This is a genomic window from Proteiniphilum acetatigenes DSM 18083 (assembly GCF_000380985.1).
In the GTDB taxonomy this organism is placed as follows: Bacteria; Bacteroidota; Bacteroidia; order Bacteroidales; family Dysgonomonadaceae; genus Proteiniphilum; species Proteiniphilum acetatigenes.
The window spans coordinates 1-18,399 of the sequence record NZ_KB905709.1 but is presented as its reverse complement, the minus strand read 5'-3'; the positions used below and the strand labels follow the sequence as shown (position 1 = coordinate 18,399).

15 protein-coding genes and 1 tRNA gene are annotated in these 18,399 nt (G+C 42.6%); 6 read left to right on the top strand and 10 right to left on the bottom strand.

Annotated elements, in window-relative coordinates; genetic code table 11:
- Positions 1 to 140 precede the first annotated feature (140 nt).
- The 4 genes from F597_RS0117770 to F597_RS0117755 all read right to left on the bottom strand — a co-directional run bounded on the left by F597_RS0117770 (position 141) and on the right by F597_RS0117755 (position 3,069).
- The gene (locus F597_RS0117770; protein ID WP_019541105.1) at positions 141 to 1,163 is read right to left on the bottom strand and encodes a DUF362 domain-containing protein; all 1,023 of its coding nucleotides are present in this window, start codon (positions 1,161 to 1,163) and stop codon (positions 141 to 143) included.
- Positions 1,164 to 1,241: 78 nt separating this feature from the next.
- The gene (locus F597_RS0117765; protein WP_026327611.1) at positions 1,242 to 1,817 is read right to left on the bottom strand and encodes a hypothetical protein; all 576 of its coding nucleotides are present in this window, start codon (positions 1,815 to 1,817) and stop codon (positions 1,242 to 1,244) included.
- Between the two features lie 119 nt (positions 1,818 to 1,936).
- Positions 1,937 to 2,773 carry a helix-turn-helix domain-containing protein gene (locus tag F597_RS0117760; RefSeq protein ID WP_221406114.1) on the bottom strand — a complete coding sequence of 279 codons (837 nt, stop codon included), beginning with the start codon at positions 2,771 to 2,773 and terminating at the stop codon, positions 1,937 to 1,939.
- A 222-nt stretch (positions 2,774 to 2,995) separates the two neighbouring features.
- Positions 2,996 to 3,069: transfer RNA gene (locus F597_RS0117755), tRNA-Ala, on the bottom strand.
- A gap of 148 nt (positions 3,070 to 3,217) precedes the next feature.
- On the opposite strand from F597_RS0117755, the gene F597_RS0117750 reads away from it, so the two are divergent.
- The 5 genes from F597_RS0117750 (at position 3,218) to F597_RS0117730 (ending at position 9,054) form a co-directional block, all read left to right on the top strand.
- Positions 3,218 to 5,287 carry an ATP-dependent helicase gene (locus F597_RS0117750; RefSeq protein ID WP_019541102.1) on the top strand — a complete coding sequence of 690 codons (2,070 nt, stop codon included), beginning with the start codon at positions 3,218 to 3,220 and terminating at the stop codon, positions 5,285 to 5,287.
- A gap of 137 nt (positions 5,288 to 5,424) precedes the next feature.
- A complete protein-coding gene (locus F597_RS0117745; protein WP_019541101.1) occupies positions 5,425 to 5,730 on the top strand; it encodes a DUF4286 family protein in 306 nt (101 codons plus the stop codon).
- Between the two features lie 2 nt (positions 5,731 to 5,732).
- Positions 5,733 to 6,314, top strand: a complete 582-nt coding sequence (gene ruvC / locus F597_RS0117740; protein WP_026327610.1) for a crossover junction endodeoxyribonuclease RuvC — start codon at positions 5,733 to 5,735, stop codon at positions 6,312 to 6,314.
- Between the two features lie 185 nt (positions 6,315 to 6,499).
- On the top strand, positions 6,500 to 7,468 hold the full coding sequence (locus F597_RS0117735; protein ID WP_019541099.1) for an HU domain-containing protein: 969 nt from the start codon (positions 6,500 to 6,502) through the stop codon (positions 7,466 to 7,468).
- Between the two features lie 356 nt (positions 7,469 to 7,824).
- Positions 7,825 to 9,054, top strand: a complete 1,230-nt coding sequence (locus F597_RS0117730) for a PLP-dependent transferase (protein ID WP_019541097.1) — start codon at positions 7,825 to 7,827, stop codon at positions 9,052 to 9,054.
- Between the two features lie 158 nt (positions 9,055 to 9,212).
- Here the strand turns inward: F597_RS0117730 and cysK are convergent, their stop codons facing one another.
- The 6 genes from cysK to F597_RS0117700 all read right to left on the bottom strand — a co-directional run bounded on the left by cysK (position 9,213) and on the right by F597_RS0117700 (position 15,968).
- On the bottom strand, positions 9,213 to 10,160 hold the full coding sequence (cysK, locus tag F597_RS0117725; protein ID WP_019541096.1) for a cysteine synthase A: 948 nt from the start codon (positions 10,158 to 10,160) through the stop codon (positions 9,213 to 9,215).
- Positions 10,161 to 10,289: 129 nt separating this feature from the next.
- A complete protein-coding gene (locus F597_RS0117720) occupies positions 10,290 to 11,225 on the bottom strand; it encodes a TolB family protein (protein WP_019541095.1) in 936 nt (311 codons plus the stop codon).
- Positions 11,226 to 11,238: 13 nt separating this feature from the next.
- Positions 11,239 to 12,273 (bottom strand): ferrochelatase, encoded by a 1,035-nt coding sequence (gene hemH, locus F597_RS0117715; RefSeq protein ID WP_019541094.1) that lies wholly within the window; start codon positions 12,271 to 12,273, stop codon positions 11,239 to 11,241.
- Between the two features lie 5 nt (positions 12,274 to 12,278).
- Positions 12,279 to 13,304: a type I phosphomannose isomerase catalytic subunit gene (locus F597_RS0117710; protein ID WP_019541093.1), complete on the bottom strand. Its 1,026-nt coding sequence runs from the start codon at positions 13,302 to 13,304 to the stop codon at positions 12,279 to 12,281.
- Positions 13,305 to 13,481: 177 nt separating this feature from the next.
- The gene (locus tag F597_RS0117705) at positions 13,482 to 15,491 is read right to left on the bottom strand and encodes an alpha amylase C-terminal domain-containing protein (protein WP_019541092.1); all 2,010 of its coding nucleotides are present in this window, start codon (positions 15,489 to 15,491) and stop codon (positions 13,482 to 13,484) included.
- A 27-nt stretch (positions 15,492 to 15,518) separates the two neighbouring features.
- Complete coding sequence (locus F597_RS0117700) at positions 15,519 to 15,968, bottom strand: NanQ anomerase/TabA/YiaL family protein (RefSeq protein WP_026327607.1); 450 nt, start codon at positions 15,966 to 15,968, stop codon at positions 15,519 to 15,521.
- 153 nt (positions 15,969 to 16,121) lie between these two features.
- Here F597_RS0117700 and F597_RS0117695 point away from each other — a divergent pair, with 153 nt between their 5' ends.
- Positions 16,122 to 17,561 carry a PDZ domain-containing protein gene (locus F597_RS0117695; protein ID WP_019541090.1) on the top strand — a complete coding sequence of 480 codons (1,440 nt, stop codon included), beginning with the start codon at positions 16,122 to 16,124 and terminating at the stop codon, positions 17,559 to 17,561.
- Positions 17,562 to 18,399: the final 838 nt, after the last annotated feature.

Genomic DNA, 18,399 nt, shown 5'->3' with positions numbered 1-18,399 from the left:
TCAATGCTATCTTCTTTCATAGGCTGAACAGTTTTTTCCGTTCTTTATCCGATAACCTCTTTGTTTGTCCTTTACGGACTTTGTCAATGTGTTCAATATTCCGCTTGTCTGCAAAAAACAGGTTTCCTGACGTACTCCAATTATCCAATATCCACCAGGTTGTATTTCTGGCTTCCCATACCGAGTTTTTCAGCATGGTCCAGTGTATGAATTCCGTTCCGTGATTCCATACGTTCGATTAAGTGGATTTTGCCATGATCGGGCGAGGCATATACCAAATCCACACAAGCCTTGTCGAGCGCTACCGGATCGAGCGAAGCAAGGATACCCATATCACCCATTTCCGGATCTGCAGGACTTGAGTCGCAGTCGCAATCTACTGAAAGATTATTCATCACGCTGATATAAATAATCTTATCTCCCGCATGATCGGCAATGGCACTTGCAGCTTCTGCCATCGCCTCCAGAAAATCATCCTGCGGGGGGAGATTATTCCATACTTCGGTCTGGTCTGTAGTCTTTCCCGCAGAATGTATCCATGCCTTACCATGCGACGAGGCGATACCTATGGACATGTTCTTGATTGCTCCACCAAAGCCGCCCATTGCATGTCCTTTAAAATGTGAGAGAATAACCGTGAAGTCGTAATTCAGGTAGTTCTTCCCTACGATATCGTTCTTAATCCAGGTTCCGTTCCTGACAGGCAATTCCACCTCGCCGTCGGCATCCATGATATCCACATTGGCAATGTCCATGAAGCCATGATCCCGGGCAGCTTTCAGGTGATCTTCCGTTGAGGCACGCCCCCCTCCATAAGCAGTATTGCACTCGATGATCGTACCATTCACCGATTGAACAAAATCACGCATAAATGCAGGTTTCAGGAAGTTATGGCCTCCCGGTTCACCGGTCGTGACCTTTACGGCTACATTTTGTCCCACTGCCTCACGCCCAAGCGACTGATAAATCCTCATCAGTGATTCGGGAGTAATTTCTTTTGTAAAATAGACTTTCGGTAGTTCATCGTTCCCAGTTAAAAGGGCATTTGTGTTGTTAACAGCCTTTGCGCTGTTTGCCCCAGTGCATGAGGAAGCAAACATCGGGACAGCGAGGGAACCCAATACGATCTGACTCCCCTTTTGGATAAATTTTCTCCTATCCATAAAAATAAATGTTTATTGACCGTAAATGATTTTGTATTCATCATTCATGCCGGCCATGGTTTGATGTTATTTATTACTTCAGTTTTTACATATATTGTTTTCATGCAGTAAGTTCATAAGACTGGTATCACATACATCAAAAAGGCATGGATAAAAGTTTTTATCCAAGACCAGTAAGCTATAAACAGCTTCCAACTGCTTCAATTCCAAAAGATATTTTGGGAGTTTCTCTCCTGCTTCAAGAAACGGAATCATTGAAACATAAAGACTCCGGATGCATGGAATATTCTGAAGTTTAACCATATTGCCGGAGATGCACTTATTGTTGACTGAATATCTCTTTCTACGGCGATTATTGTAGAAATCCAGCAAGAAAGATTGATTGAACTCGATGAATATTCCGCAGAATTTGTCAGGCCCACAATTTTTCTGTTCCATATTAACGATTTGTTCTCCTTTCAGGAACAGGCAATCTCCTTTCCCTATAGATATTGTTTCATCACCGCACTCGATAATCAATTCTCCGGAGTATACCAGACAAAAGGTTGGCTCTGTCCTGATATTGGCGAAAGAATGTTTTCCGCTATGTAGCCAATAGTCAGAATAAATATCCGGATTGTCGGATAGATCATGCTGGTAGTCTTTTGCACTCATGAATAAATATTTTATCAAACAGTTATTGATTAATTTCATGATGCAAAATTATAATGAAAGCTGCAAAGCATTTTCGCTCCGCGGCTCAAATTTTTTTGTCAAGAGGTGCAATTTACACTTTAACGCTTTAAAGGCGTATTACTGTATTTATTTTTTGGTGAAAAACCATATTGCTTTTTAAAGGCTCTATAAAAATGAGAGAGATTTTTAAACCCGACTTCCACATATACATCGCTGACCTTCATATCCTGATTTACGATCTTATCGTATGCCACTTCCAACCTTTTATTTATTAGCCATTTTTGAGGGGGTAGTTCACTTACTTTTGCAAAATCACGTTTAAAGGTGGCAAGGCTTCGTCCGGTATAGGAAGCGATCTCTTCCATCGAAAGATCATACATATAGTTCTCGTTCAGGAAATCAATAATATCAATCTTCCAGGGTTCGGTGAAATCGAACAGAACAGGAGAAAATTGATTATCCGTATTTAAAAGGGAATAGACAGCCTCCTGTTCCTTTAGTTTTATAATATCATTTGTCGGCTGTACCGAAGAGTCAAAATAGGGAAGTAATGAATGGAAAAGACTACTGATATCAGGTCTTAAAGGTATTCTGAAAACACTCTCTTCAGGCGCCTTTATATTGTTGGACATTTCTTTTTTCCCTATGTTATTATAAAATTTACGGAGAAAATTACGCCTGAATAAAAATGTTATTCCTTTGTACTGTTCTGTATCGGAATATAATTTTGTCAACTGCACCCTGTGATCCCGACGTATGAATACACATTCACCCGGAAGAATAGTCAATTCTTTTCCTTTGTCTTCTATCAGAAGTTTGCCGGCATAAGTATATATAAGCGAGTGATCTTTTATAGCATGTACGCAGGATGTATTATTATCTGCATAGCATGATAAAATAATACCGGAATAGTTGATCATTTCAGGAGAGTACATATCATTGGATTTTATGAATATCGGCAAAGATAATAACATCCTCTAAGATATTATTTGCCTACAGGCTCATATTATTATTTTTTATTGTAAAAATTAAATTTTAAAGTGAGAGTTCATTTTTAGTGCTAAATTCTGCGGTCGCTCTTATCTATCAGAATAATAACGAATTAAAACACAAAAAAAATGGGACAAATCTATCTTTTGTAGACTTGTCCCAAGAGGTGGAGATTACCGGACTCGAACCGGTCACCTCAACACTGCCAGTGTTGCGCTCTAGCCAGATGAGCTAAACCCCCATGAATTCGTAGAAAAACTGTCTATCGTTTTAGACGGTGCAAAGATAATAATTATTCTGTAATAATCTATTCTATCCCGTGATTTCTTTGTTTTCGGATGATTTGTTTTTCTTATAAAATAGCCGTAAATTTGATGTAGCTATTCAAGATGGAAACAAATAGAACAATTGAATTAAATGAAGAGCAGCGGAAAGCCGTAGAGTATGACGGAAAACATTTGCTGGTGCTCGCAGGTGCAGGAACCGGTAAAACGCAGACCATTATATCCCGTGCAAAATATCTGATCGGCCGGGATGTGTCGCCGAAACGTATCCTGATCCTCTCGTTTACCCGTAAATCTGCCAATGAGATTGTCGAGCGAATAAAATCGGGTATAGATAAATCGCTGGCATCCGATTTAAAAGGACAGACTTTCCATTCATGGTGCATGGAGATGATCAAAAGCAATCCCAATATTTTCAGAGACCACGATTTTACGGTGATAGATGAAGATGACAGGGAGAGTTCTTTTAAATTTCTCTGCGGAAAAAAATTTAAGAACTACAATAAGAAGCTGATATCCCCCATATTGATCAAAGAGGTTTATTCGTTTGCCGTCAATAAACTCATACCGCTTTCGCAATCTATTTCAGAGAAGGTATATGACGGTTTTGGGAAGGGGAGCACAGAGGGAGCGGATGCTTCGGATCCGGAAACTTTACAAATTCAACAGACAGTAGAAAAAGAGATCCAGCGGGTAAAGCCTCTTTATCAGGATATAATACAACAGTATATCAAATATAAGAAAGAGCGTAAATATCTCGATTATGATGATATACTGAACATTGTGTCGAAAACCCTGAAAAAAGATGAAGCCGCCCGGGATGCGCTGTCGAGTTTGTATGATCACATACTGGTCGATGAAGCGCAGGACACCAATCCGTTGCAATATGAATTATTGACCTCCTTTCAGGAAAAATGCCGTTTGTATTTTGTAGGGGATGATGCACAGTCGATTTACTCATTCAGAGGGGCCGATTTCAATACAATGTATAACTTCACTGATATCTTTCCCGATTCCGAGAAGTATAAACTGACGATCAATTACCGCTCCACGCAGGAATTACTGGATTTATCGAATTGGCTTTTAAGCGAGTCGATTTATAATTATGATAAGGAGCTTAAGGCAAGGAGGGGGAAAGGGAATATCCCTGTAGTGATCAACAGCGACGGCGACTGGATAGAAGCGAATGATATCACCGACAGGATATTGCTAAGTACCACGGAAGAAGGGTTATCGTTTTCCGATAATATGGTTTTATCGCGCTCTGTCTTTGGTATGCGAAGAGTGGAAGCCTCCTGTATTGAGAAGAAAATACCCTATGTAATCTATGGCGGCTCAGGTATTATGAAGTCAAAGCACGTGAGGGATATCGTCTCAGCCATGAGAATTATCTCCAATTATAAAGATGAACTGGCATGGATGAGGTATTTAATGCTGTGGCAGGGGGTAGGAGAAGTCCGCTCGGCAAGGATCATCAATAATATAATCGGAGAAAATACCCTGGACGATTGCATTGCAAAGCTGATACAGGAGGGGTTGGAAAAAGTTGTTTCATCCGTACTACTCAATATTATCGGTCTTCAGGATAATCCGGGAGAGGCTATGCAAAGGGTAGTCGAGCTGATGGGCGATAGGATGAAAGATATTTATAAGGAGGAATGGAACTGGCGGAAAGATGATTTTCCCATATTGCAGGAACTTGCTACTACCGTGGGTTCCATATCCGATTTTATTGCAGAATATGTCCTGGATCCTAAAGCCGAAACGACTGGTAAATGGAAAGGGAAAACGGAAGATGGGGTAATTATATCCACCATTCACTCGGCAAAGGGGTTAGAGGCGAAAAAGTGCTATATCATCAATGTATCCACTTTCGCTTATCCGACATCGAGGGCAGTACTGCAGGGAAATGCGGTCATAGAAGAGGAAAGACGATGTTTATATGTAGCGATGACAAGGGCGATGGATGATCTGTATATCTACAGGAATTTAAAATCGGCCCATGTTTACACTATCAATCAGGAGTCGGAGAAAACGAATGAAAAATATTTTCTTAATAATCTTCCTTCATCACTGGTGAACAGTATCAATCTGACTAATAGAACCAATAGCATAGTGGAATATCATGGAGCACCTGTTGAGATAGACCTGGAAGACAGTTTCGATTTCGGATGATACGCAGCTACGGATTTTATTTATATTTATAGAATATAAGTTGCGCCTCGGACAAGCTCAAACGAGTTTGACTTTTTTCCCGGTTTTCGCTATATTTGTAAACGGAATAATTCAGAAAATTAAAAGATCACGACAATATGATTGTTTTTAACACCACTTTCCATGTGGAGGAAGAGATTCATGAAGAATTTGTAGAATATATGTTGCAGCATTTTATTCCCATGTCTACAAAAAGCGGCTTGCTCACATCACCCCGTTTATCGCGTGTATTCGGAAAAGAGGAAGAAGCGGGTCATTCTTTTGCCATGGAGTTCCAGGCAGTCGATCTGGCAGCACTGGAGCGGTGGAACAGTGAAGAGAGCGGGGTCGTTTATGCCCCATTGTTAGAGAAGTTCAGAGAGAAGATGGCTGGGTTTTCCACGGTGATGCAAACCATTAGTTGATGATACGGAAAGAACGGATTATAATGGGGATCGACCCCGGTACACAAGTAATGGGATATGGTATCCTCCGTGTGCTTGATAACAAACCTTATCTGGAAGCGATGGGAGTGATGCAGTTAGGCAAATACGACGATCACTATTTGAAACTGGCAAAGATTTATGCACGGGTCATAGGACTTATCGAAGAATATCTCCCGGATGAGTTGGCTATTGAAGCGCCTTTTTTCGGCAAGAACGTGCAGAGTATGCTCAAGTTGGGGCGTGCCCAGGGAGTGGCTATGGCTGCTGCCATATCAAGGGATATTCCCATTTTTGAATACGCTCCCCTGAAAATAAAGATGGCTATTACCGGGAATGGTAGGGCCGCTAAGGAACAGGTTGCCTATATGTTACAGAAACTGCTCCATATCCCTGATGAGAATATGCTTCCGCAATTGGACGCGTCGGACGGTCTCGCCGCGGCTTTGTGCCACTTCTATCAATCAAATATCTCTACCGATGAAAAAAAATACAAGAGTTGGAAGGAGTATGCGAACCATAATCCGGAAAAGGTGAAATCTGCGGGTAAGCGAGAACAAAGATAAACTCGTTTATCTTTGTCGAGTGGAAGCATATTGTGTGAAGCAAGACCTGCGGGTAAGCGAGAACAAACATAAACTTGTTTGTGTTTGCCGAGCAGGAATGGATTGCGTGAGGCCAAAAGTGACGGACTTGAGTGAAAAAAATCATTTTGTGAGGAATTAATTACAAATTTTTTTATCTTTGCCTTATGAATCAACTAATATCCCATATTGAATTTTTACTGCATGATCACAATTGTGTGATTATTCCCGATTTTGGCGGTTTTGTGGTAAATACTATTCCCCCGCAAAGGGATGGGATAGCAGCTTTTCATGCACCTGTCTGCGAACTGGTATTCAACCGCGACCTCACCCATAATGATGGATTGCTGGCCCAATCCTATATGAAGAACGACAGTATGACATTCGAGTCGGCCATGCAAAAAGTGGAGCAGGATGTACAGATGTTAAAACGGCGATTGCGTGAGCAGTACCGTGTGGATATGGGAAAGCTGGGTTCGTTTGATATGCATGATGATAAGCGTTTTGTGTATACTCCCGGAGCATTTGTCCGGCCCGCACTTTTCGGATTGACCCAGGCTACCCTGAAACCGCTGATACAAATGCAGCCCGCCGTACCGGTACGGAAAAGCGAAAACAGGCAGAAATGGGTCCGTAATACAGCAATTACTGCCGCCAGCGTGGCTGCTGTAGCCCTGTTGATGTTTATCCTTCCTGTAAGCGATACCACTATTGTCCGGCAATCTGCCCGGATGCTTTCTGAAACCGGGTGGTTACAGCCCAAAGCATCACAACCGTTGAACCGTATTGCCATGACGGATGAACTGGTAGTAAATGAAACGGAAAAAGCAGAAGAATATTCAACAACCTCAAACGGAATGAATATACCTGCTATGGATGCTGTTGAACAGAACGTACCGGACGATTTACCCAGATATTATATCGTAATGGGGGTATATAAAGGAGTCGAGTCGGCTCAAAAAACTACAGAATTGTTGCTTGATGAGGGCTTTCATCAGACAGGGTGGCTGGAGCGACCCGACCGTATCGATGTATATGCGGCATCATTTACCGATGAAGCTGCTGCAAAAGTCTATTTAAAAGAAGTCCATAAGAAATTTCCCGGGCATAATGATGCCTGGATTCTAAAAAGATAATCACTATGTCTTTGAAATGTAATATTATCACCGGCTTTGTCCTTTATTGGGCATATCAGCTCTACAGATATAGAAAGACGCTGAGATCTCCTTTCGACAGGTTCCGTTTTCCGGATTTTTAATTTTCTAACTTCTGCCGGGATCCTGCCTTCTCATTTTAACACTCAATCCGGACTCTTTTCCCAATCTTCTGTTGTACCTTTGGGGGCACATTTTGATGCACTATTTCGTTAAGCCAAATGAGTAGAGTCAAGCTTGCTTAGACTACGCCATGGTGAGAAATATTCTATTTTTAATAAACTATTTTGATAAGCAATATGAGCAAAGTGTGAACTTTGCCAAACTCTGGAAAAGAAATGAACGAAAAAGAATATGAAGCTCAACTACTGAGTACGCCTTATCCAAAACAAGATCCTTATGGCGCACTGTCGATACCCGTTTACCATGCGCTTGCCTATGAATTTGAGACGGTAGAAGAAATGGAAGCCGCTTTTTGCGGACGGACGGACGAACATACCTATTCCCGCATAACCAACCCTACGGTACAACATTTTGAGGAGCGGGTGAAGAAAGCTACCGGTGCATATGGTGTCACCGCACTTAATTCAGGTATGGCGGCAATTAGTAATACGTTAATTACATTGGCATGGAGCGGTAGCAATCTTATCACTTCACGTCACCTCTTTGGTAATACCTATTCCTTTTTTGTAAATACGTTGAATGCATTCGGTATGGAGGTGCGGTTCTGTGATCTAACCAACCCAAAGGAAGTGGCGGAGACTATAGATGAGAAAACTTGCGGCTTATTCCTGGAAATAATCACCAATCCACAAATGGAGGTGGCTGATCTGGCAGAGTTGAGTGAAGTTGCCCATGACAGGGGGGTACCACTGATCGCAGATACGACTATTATACCTTTCCCCGTCTTTCGTGCCATTGATTTCGGGGTAGATATCGAGGTGGTAGCTAGTACCAAGTATATTTCGGGCGGAGCAACCAGCCTCGGGGGACTGATTATCGATTACGGACGATTCCATCAATACCGTACACCGGCATTACAAGCCTTCATGGGTACAACGCAATCGCCTTTTCATACCAGGCTGCGTAAGGAAGTGCACAGGAATCTTGGTGCTTATATGACTCCCGAAGTAGCTTATCAGCAGTCGCTCGGTTTAGAAACATTGCAATTACGTTTTGAGAGACAGGCTGTCGCCTGTAAGGAATTGGCTGAAAAGTTGCAAACATTACCGGAAGTAAAAGCAGTCAATTATACCGGTCTAAAGGATAATCCTTTCTATGAGGTAAGTAAAAAGCAATTCGGGGACTATCCCGGTGCAATGCTCACATTCGACCTGGAATCGAGAGAAGAGTGTTATCGGTTTATGAATAAACTCAAACTGATCCGCCGCGCCACCAATCTATTCGATAACCGCTCGCTGATCATTCATCCGGCCAGTACCATTTTCGGTTCATTTACCGCAGCACAACGTGAGGCAATGAATGTGAAAGAAACAACAATCCGGCTGTCGGTAGGGTTGGAGAACGTTGACAGTCTCTTTGATGACATTTGTCAGGCTCTGGTATAATTTGGTCTGTAATATATAAAATGACGGTATATAGAAATAGAGAGGTCATTTTTTTTATCATTAGATATTTGAAATTCCGATTAGATTCGGTTACAAACCAATAGAGAGTGAAATCACATTGTGACAACACCCTCCATTGGTTTAATATCTCTAGCTCTTTATAACGGATATTCGTCGAATGCGTAAAGTAGGGTCGAGAGATAACGTTCACCTGTATCGGGCAATACTACCACAATATTCTTTCCTTCGTTCTCGGGCTTTTGGGCAAGCTGGAGGGCGGCATAGGCGGCTGCTCCTGATGAGATACCCACTAATAATCCTTCTGACGCGGCCAGTTTCCGGCTGGTGCGAATAGCGTCGTCATTGCTCACCGGAATTATCTGATCGACTACAGAAGCATTATAGGTGCCCGGAACAAAACCAGCGCCGATTCCCTGAATCTTGTGAGGCCCTGGTGCACCGCCGGAGAGGACGGGGGAGTCAGCTGGTTCTACAGCGACCACTTTAATATTGGGATTCAGTTCTTTCAGTCGTTTTCCTGCACCGCTCACCGTTCCGCCGGTGCCGACCCCGCTCACCAGGATATCCACTTTTCCATCTGTGTCCCGCCATATCTCTTCACCGGTAGTGTGATAATGGATTGAAGGATTGGCCGGATTTTCGAATTGTTGCAGGATTATGGCATTGGGCAACTCAGCCTGTAACTGCGATGCTTTTGCAATAGCTCCTTTCATCCCTTCGGTACCGGGTGTCAGCACCAATTCGGCACCCAACGCTTTCAGCAGGTTTCTTCTTTCGAGACTCATGGTCTCAGGCATGGTGAGGATCAGCCGGTATTTTTTGATAGAAGCAACAAATGCCAATCCGATACCTGTATTGCCGCTTGTCGGTTCAATGATTACCGAACCGGCTTTCAATAACCCTTTTTTTTCTGCATCTTCTACCATCGACAAAGCAATGCGGTCTTTCACGCTTCCCAGAGGATTAAAGCTTTCCAACTTGGCGATAAGATTGGCTTTAACTCCTTCAGATTCCTTAAACTGGTTGAGTTTTACTAATGGGGTGTTACCCACTAAGTCTGTTAACTTTTCTGCTATCTTTCCCATAATTATATATATTAAAATTTTTGACAAAAATAGGAAGTATTCTATTGGTGTGAAATAGCATAATTATGGTATTTTTGAGCAATTGCTCTGTTCTTCAGGGATTATATTGTTTTTCAGGGATAGAACCGGTTACTCTGTCTCGCTTTTATATCTTACAAAGGCAATCTGTTTACCGTCGGGTGACCAGCTATGTACATTGATAGTACCCTGTCCGCCATAAAAAACAGATGTCAGATCACGGCTTTCACCAGTCCCTCCGTCCAGTAACCTGAGTTTTACATCCTTTCCGAAAGGGTGTGCTCCTTTCTGATCTTCTATATAAGCGATGTAAACAATACTTTTGTTATCTGGCCCAGGGTGGGGAAACCAGTTGTCATAGTCGTCGAACGTGAGTTGTGTCTGCTCACTTCCATCCGGCCTCATCCGGTAAATATGCATACGTCCTGTCCTGTGGCTGTTAAAATAGATCCATTCTCCGTCGTAACTATATTCGGGACCGTCATCCAGTCCTTCAGCATCTGTCAGCCTGATCTCTTCACCGGTAATAACGTGTGCCTTATATACATCCCATTCATCGTTACGCATGGCGCAATAGGTCACCCATTGATTGTCGGGGCTCACCCCGTGCCAGTAACTGGGATAATTGCTGGTGATAAGACGGGGTACGCCACCGTTAGCCGGAAGGATGAAGATACGGGAATTGCCTCCCGAAGAGGATACACGTGAATCATTGTGACTGATGATAAGCCATTTTCCATCAAACGATAATCCGTGATCATTATTACAGTTATCGGCAAAACCGGTGTCAATTATCCCCATATGCTCGCCTTTCACTGATACTTTCTCCAGCTTTCCCCTGGCATTAATAATCAGATATTTTCCGTCCCTCGACCAGTTGGACGCTTCAAAGTGCCGCTGTTCATGCAGGATGACTTTCTCTTTGCCGGTCTCTACATTCAGTAAAACAAGCTCGCTACTGATATCAGTGTGCTGAGCTGATATTTCAACATGGATCAGTAATGTAAAGAAAGTAAATATGGTGAGGAGAAACGTCTTCTTCTGCATAATTTTTCAAATATCAGGTTCTCTCTAAAATTTTCCAGATAGCTTCTACCCAAATATCACTACCGTTGAGAGCCGGAACAAAGGTGAACTTTTCACCCCCTGCTTCCATGAATAGTTTACGTGCTTCGATATCGATATCATAAAGTGTTTCCAGATTATCGACCGGAAAACCCGGAGCAATTACGGCTACTTTTTTCCATCCTAATTTGGGAAGATCACTGATATCGGTGTCGAGAAAAGGATTCAACCAGTTTTTACCTCTCTGCGAAGAGTAGAAAAGGAATGTGTCATGCGGATCGATATCCCGCTTCTCACAAAACAGCCTGTTGGTCTCTTTCAGTTGATAGACATAGTCGTATTCCTTTCCTTTTTTCCATCCGGCTTCCACCTGTGCCAGAGGGAGGCTGTGATAGGTGAATATCACTTTATCGATATCTTCCAGATAAGGTTTCGCATGAGATGTGAGTGCCTGGATAAAAGCGGGATGATTGTAATAGGGTTCGGCAAACTTCAGCCTGAAAGAGTGGGGGTGTTTGTAGAAGATATTCCCTATCATATCCTTTGATGTCTGCGTGGTAGATTGCGCATAATGGGGATACAACGGGAAGACGATTACTTCATGAAGCAGCGGGCATTTTCGTTCTAATTCCCGGAAAGCGGAAGCAACGTCCGGTTTCCCGTACCGCATGGCGATCTCGACAGGAACACCTTTTCGCTCTTCCAGTTTTTCCGCCAATTTCAGCATATGATAAATCAGAGGGGAGACCGGTGTCTCTTCGTTATGCCAGATTAATTTGTATTTCTCTGAGACCCGCGATCCGCTACCTGGCGCGATTATATTTTTCGCGAGGAATTTTGACCACCATTCCGGTTTTCCCGTCAGAAGCGGATCCGAAAGCATGGCGGCAATAAATTCCTTTACGTCACCAGGCTCTGTACTTGCAGGAGTCCCCACATTAATTAATAATATACCTCTCATATCCGGTCTCCCGTTTATCAGTTCTACATTCCATATCAAATCGCCATCTCTTCCTTTCCACCTTTTCACTTCTATTACCTTACATAGGTTTCCAGTAGTTTGGACGCCTCATCGGGTATAATCGTCACCAATTGCGTATCCGCGGGAATAAGCATCGATTCACCCTGACGAAGAGTTTCGCTGTTCCCTTTATCATCTTTCACGGTACATTGGCCAGCCATGCAGATGTAAATTACGAATGAATCGAGCGCGGTATAGTTCCGTTCCATCTGGCTATCCATTTCCAGCAGGTGGGTCGTAAAATAGGGTGATGTAATTAATTTTACAGGATGATTTATATTCTTTTCGTATTCTGTTTTATATGAGTCGTATACCTTGAAGTCGATCGCATCTTTTGCCAGTTCCGTATGAAGTTCCCGGCTATTTCCGGCAGCATCTTTACGGTTATAGTCGTAAATGCGGTAGGTGATATCAGAGGTCTGCTGTATCTCTGCAATAAAGCATCCGGCGCCAATAGCGTGCACGCGTCCGGCAGGAAGATAGAAGACATCACCGGCTTTTACATCATACTTCATGAGTTTATCGGTGAAAGTATTGTTCTTCACAGTCTCCGGATATTCTTCGGGGGTAATGCTCTCTTTAAATCCGGAGTAGAGATATGCTCCCGGTGCGGCGTTGATGACATACCACATCTCGGTTTTACCGAAAGAGTTATGACGCTTCTTTCCCAGTGCATCATCGGGATGGACCTGAATGGAGAGATCGTCACGGGCATCTATAAATTTTATGAGCAGGGGAAATGTATTTCCAAATTTTTGATACACTTTTTTTCCGACCAGTTCTTCTCCGCAACGGTCGAGCAATTCATCCAGCGATGTGCCGGCTAAATAGCCGTTGGAAATACGGGAGATATTGCCGCGTACCCCTGATATCTCCCAGCTCTCGCCAATACCTTTCTGAATAGGTTCGATCTTTTTGAAGCGACAGATATCCGATCCCCCCCAGATAACCGGTTTCAGGATCGGTTCGAATTTAAACGGATAAAGTGTACCGTTATTGATTGAAGAATTTTCTGTTGTATTGTTATTATTATCAGACATATTGTATTATTAGTTTTTATATGATCTTTTATTTAGAGTAAAATTTCAGATTTTATATTTCAGAATTTCAAAATTTGACTACGTCGATTTCCAATTCAAACTTCTCTACTTCTTGACTTCCTCACTTCTATCTTTTATCGTGCAAATCACCTAACCACCTTTCCACTTTTCCACCTCTTAATTTATCCGTCTCATCACTATGGCAGTCCGGGCAGGCAGATAAAGACGCAGCCACCCTTTGTTATCTTTTGCGTAGAGAGGATCGTACATTGTAAAATGATGAATAGTATCGTCGTTCAGCCCGAAACCTCCGAACTGTTGGTTGTCGGTATCCAGCACAATCTCATATTCCCCTGCCGGAACCAGGATACCATAATCACTGTATGATTTCTGTGGATTGAAATTATAGACAAATAGCAGGTCTTTCCGCATATATGCCAGTATATTATCATCGTCTTTATCCCATATCTTCACTAAGGGCAACGCCTGGAAATCGGGGACGGACTTGATGAGCCGTATCATCGCCTTGTCGAAATCACCCAGGTAATGATATTTCAGGTTATGGTCGTCCGCCAGATGCCATTGGCGGCGGGCGTACTTGTAAGACCATTGATTGCCTTCCCGTGGAAAATCGATCCATTCGGGGTGTCCGAACTCATTTCCCATAAAATTGAGATAACCGCCATTAATGGTCGTTGCCGTTACCAGACGGATCATCTTATGCAGTGCGATACCACGGTCTACAGCATAGGAACTGCTCATCAACTTCGACATGAACCAGTACATATCGGCATCGATCAGTCTGAAGATAATGGTTTTATCACCGACCAGCGCCTGATCGTGACTCTCTACGTAGGAGATAGTCTTTTCATCGGCACGTCGGTTGGTTGTTTCCCACCAGATTGCGCTGGGATGCCACTCTTCGTCTCTCTTCTCCTTGATCGTCTTGATCCAGAAGTCGGGGATATTCATGGCCATACGGTAGTCGAACCCATATCCGCCCGACTGTATATCCAATGCCAGGCCGGGCATGCCGCTTACTTCTTCTGCAATAGTGATAGCGTGAGGATTTACTTCGTGAATAAGCTGGTTGGCGAGGGTGAGATAACAGATAGCGTTCGGATCCTGATGCCCGTTATAGTAGTCACCATATGAACTGAAGCTTTCTTCCAAACCATGGCTGTAATACAACATCGATGTAACGCCATCGAAACGGAACCCGTCGAACTTGAATTCCTCCAGCCAATATTTACAGTTGGAAAGCAGGAAATGTAACACTTCATCTTTTCCATAATCAAAGCAGAGCGAATCCCAGGCCCGGTGTATCCTTCTATTCGGATCACTGGGGAAATAAAGGTCGTAGCTTCCATCCATCCTGGCTATCCCTTCCATTTCGTTCTTTACAGCGTGTGAATGGACGATATCCATGATGACGGCAATACCCATTTCGTGGGCAGCATCGATCAGTTGGCGTAGTTCATCGGGCGTACCGTTGCGGGAAGAAGGTGAGAAAAAGCTGGATACGTGGTATCCGAATGAACCATAATAAGGATGTTCCTGAATAGCCATGATCTGAATGGCGTTGTATCCGTTCTCCTTTACCCGTGGTAGTATATTTTCCCTGAATTCGTTATAAGTTCCCACTTTTTCTTCAGCCGTGGACATACCTATATGGGTTTCATAAATAAGCAGGGGTGAACATACCGGTTTAAAACCGGTATGTTTAAAGTTATATCGGGTTTCAGGTTCCCACACCTGTGCACTGAAGATCAGTGTTTGTTGATCCTGCACCACACGTCTGCTCCATGCGGGAATCCGTTCTCCCGAACCACCTTCCCAACTTACATACAATTTGTAAAGGTCTTCGTGGTGAATACGTCCGGGCGGTATCTTTATCTCCCAGACTCCATTATCCATCCGTTTTAAACGGAATGATTCCTGCCGCTGCCAATCATTGAAAGTACCTACCAGAAAAATTTCGGTGGCGTTTGGAGCCCATTCACGAAATACCCATCCATCCCCGGTTTTGTGTAATCCGAAATAGAGATAACCGCTCGCAAAATCAGAAAGGGTGATCCGTCCTGCCTGTGTAAGGTCGGATAGCCGTTTCAAATAAAAATTATAGCGCCCTCCAATTGCTTCGGCATAGGGATTGAGCCAGGGATCGTTCTTGATAATGTTAAGCATATTTCGTATCAGATTAAAAGGGAACAGCTAAATTACCGCTACCTTTATGATAATTTTTTTGATCTCTCCTTCACCAATCAGGGGAGCATGTCCATCTTCGGGCGAAAAGATAATAAATTCACCAGGCACAAGAGTGACAAATGTCGACGGATCGTCATCGAAAAATTCAATGTCATTATTTACATCGTAACCCTCTTTCGGCTGTGACAACGATGAGAGGGACTTCCATCCGAACATTTCGGCTTTCGTAACCGGTATCTGTATATCGATAAACCTTTTATGTGTTTCGAGTTTTGCTTCTCCGGCCGGTTTCAGCTTTGCCTCAGCGATGGTGGCCTTCAACAGATTCCCATCAATCTCAGTGGTGCCTGTCTCCACATTATTGATATCCAATTTTCCGATAAATTCGAAAGCTTTTTCAAAAAGCGGATGCAAATTATAATAGTTAGCTGCATTCGCAAGGTTGTCAACAATCATCGTTCCTTTTGTTAAGTTATGATTCCAATAGGGCAAAGATAGGAAATTGTAAATATTTCTCTCCATTTTTGACAGTAAAAAAGCGTACACAAAATAAAATTGAGAAAAATGCATATCTTTGCGACTTAAGTTTAACAAATCAGTAATTTCATAATGAAACGAATTATTTCGGTTATTTTCTTGATCATTTCTATTTTTACAGGACGGTTGTTTGCGCAAAATTCAGATATTACCTGTAGCCTCGGTTTTACATTTGAGATAAGTAACGACAGAAGTTGGGGATACAAAGAGCCGGTTATTGTAGATATTACTCCCGGTTCTCCGGCCGAAAAAGCAGGACTAAAACTGAATGATATCATTCTTTCTGTAAATCAGAATGGGACTTATCTTAAATCATACCAGACTATTATGTCGTGGTTCAATCAGGATCCGCATACAATGACCCTTGCCATTCGTAATTTCAAACATGCTTTTAAAGAGGTCGCAATCGAAAAAGATTGTCGTCATGCCAATGCCATCAGTGAAGCTCAGTTGGCACCGGTATTTTCTTTTTACAGCCTTGAGGATGTACAGAACAGGCGTTTTTTAATACCGGTGAAAACGACTGTCAACGAAAATGCACTCTTTCATAACTACCGTACATTTGCTTTTTCTCCTTCCGATGAGAGTACACGGCAGCTTGACGACCGGATCAATGCTATCTTTATTCGTGCTCTGGCTGAAATGGGATTACAATATGATCCGGGCGATCCCGATTTTATTATTCAGACCTATTATAATTATGAGAGTAATCCGATGTATAAGGCCGGATCGCCCACTTATGGAAGTTATCAGCCTGTGTGGCGCTTCGACACAAGAAGCAACAGAATGGTGAGACTCCCTCTGTATAACCCTTCCGAAGCGGTTCGAGTGGATGATATCGCTTATAATCTTGAGTTCGGATATCGCTTCTTTGACAGAAAATTTATTGAGGCGGGAGATATGATGCTGATCTGGGAGAGTGAAGTCCAGGAGCGCCTGAGTAGTCATTACGATCTGGTTGATTATCTCGAAATGAACCTTCCGTTACTATTGAAGAAATTCCCAAACTCGGGGAATAAGTCGTTTGGTACTTATCATGTGAACTATCTGAAATACAATTATACCGGTATCGGATATAATATGAATGATCTGAAGACAGTGGTATCGGTAGATCCCGGCTCTCCGGCCGCAAGAGCGGGTATTTTACCGGGGGATGTGGTGATTAATATACAGGGGCAGAATTTTGACCATACCACTCAAACTCTTACGGAGGGATATCGCCGTTTTATCGCAGAGACCATGAATCTCAGGGATAAAAATACTCGTTACACCGACTCCAATGGTTTTAAAGATTGTATGTTCTGGGATGTGGCGCAATACAATGCAGTATCTACAGCTATCGCCAATAACCGGCGTTACAAGTCGGCATTTTCCTATCTGTTCAATTTTAATCAGTATATAGACTGGAGTACACCTGTCTCCATTAATATAATAGTATTGCGGGATGGCAATGAACTGAATTTTGCAGTAACACCTCAAGTTACCGCAAGCTCACATATTCTGGCATATTAATAATGTGCCAATAAGACTAATGGATTAAGAAGTAAAAAAGTGGGAAGGTTGTATGATTTGAGGATTTAACGATTTGCCGGGAAGTAGTGATGATTGAGAAATAAGAAGATAGAATTTCCTTAGAAACGAGTGCTGAGTCAAGTTTACTTGCACTTGCCGAGTGACGACAGAAAATGGACGAAGTCAAATTAGACGTGGAGAAGTCTTGCCTCTTGAATCTTGGCTTTTGACTCTGCAATCCATAATGCATTGTTCTTTAGTTGTTTGTTTTTTAGCCTTCATTCCCTGAGAAGTGTCAGGTAAAAAAATATTCAAAATAAGTGAGGAAATATTTGGAAGTTATTCTTAGGAATTACTATCTTTGTAGCCCTTTCGCTCAAAAAGCGGGGTCATTATAGAGATAATGAAACAAGCAGATTGAAATAAAGTAAGTGTAACGATTGAAAATCAGTTCCTTTGTTTCGGATGCGAAAAAATATTGAAAAAACTTTCTCAAAAGTTTTGGAGATTAAAAATAAGTCTCTATCTTTGCACCCGCTTTCAGGAAATAATTACTGGGAAGCGGAATATAAAAAGCGATCTTTAGGATATTTACATATACGTTTTAAAGAAGACAAAGCAGAGTATACAAGGGATCTCGGGGCGTTAAGCCGCCGAGATCAAATTGGTACCCGTTCAATAAAAACAGGAACTATTTCGATAAGCCGGGGACAGAGGCAAACTTGTTTTGCCATGACAAGGCGCGGAATAGTGTCCGGCAGGAAAAAAAGAGATAAATCGTGAATTCGGAGGGTCCGGGGGAGAGAGTCTTTGCGTGGTTTTTTGTTTGTCCGCTTCA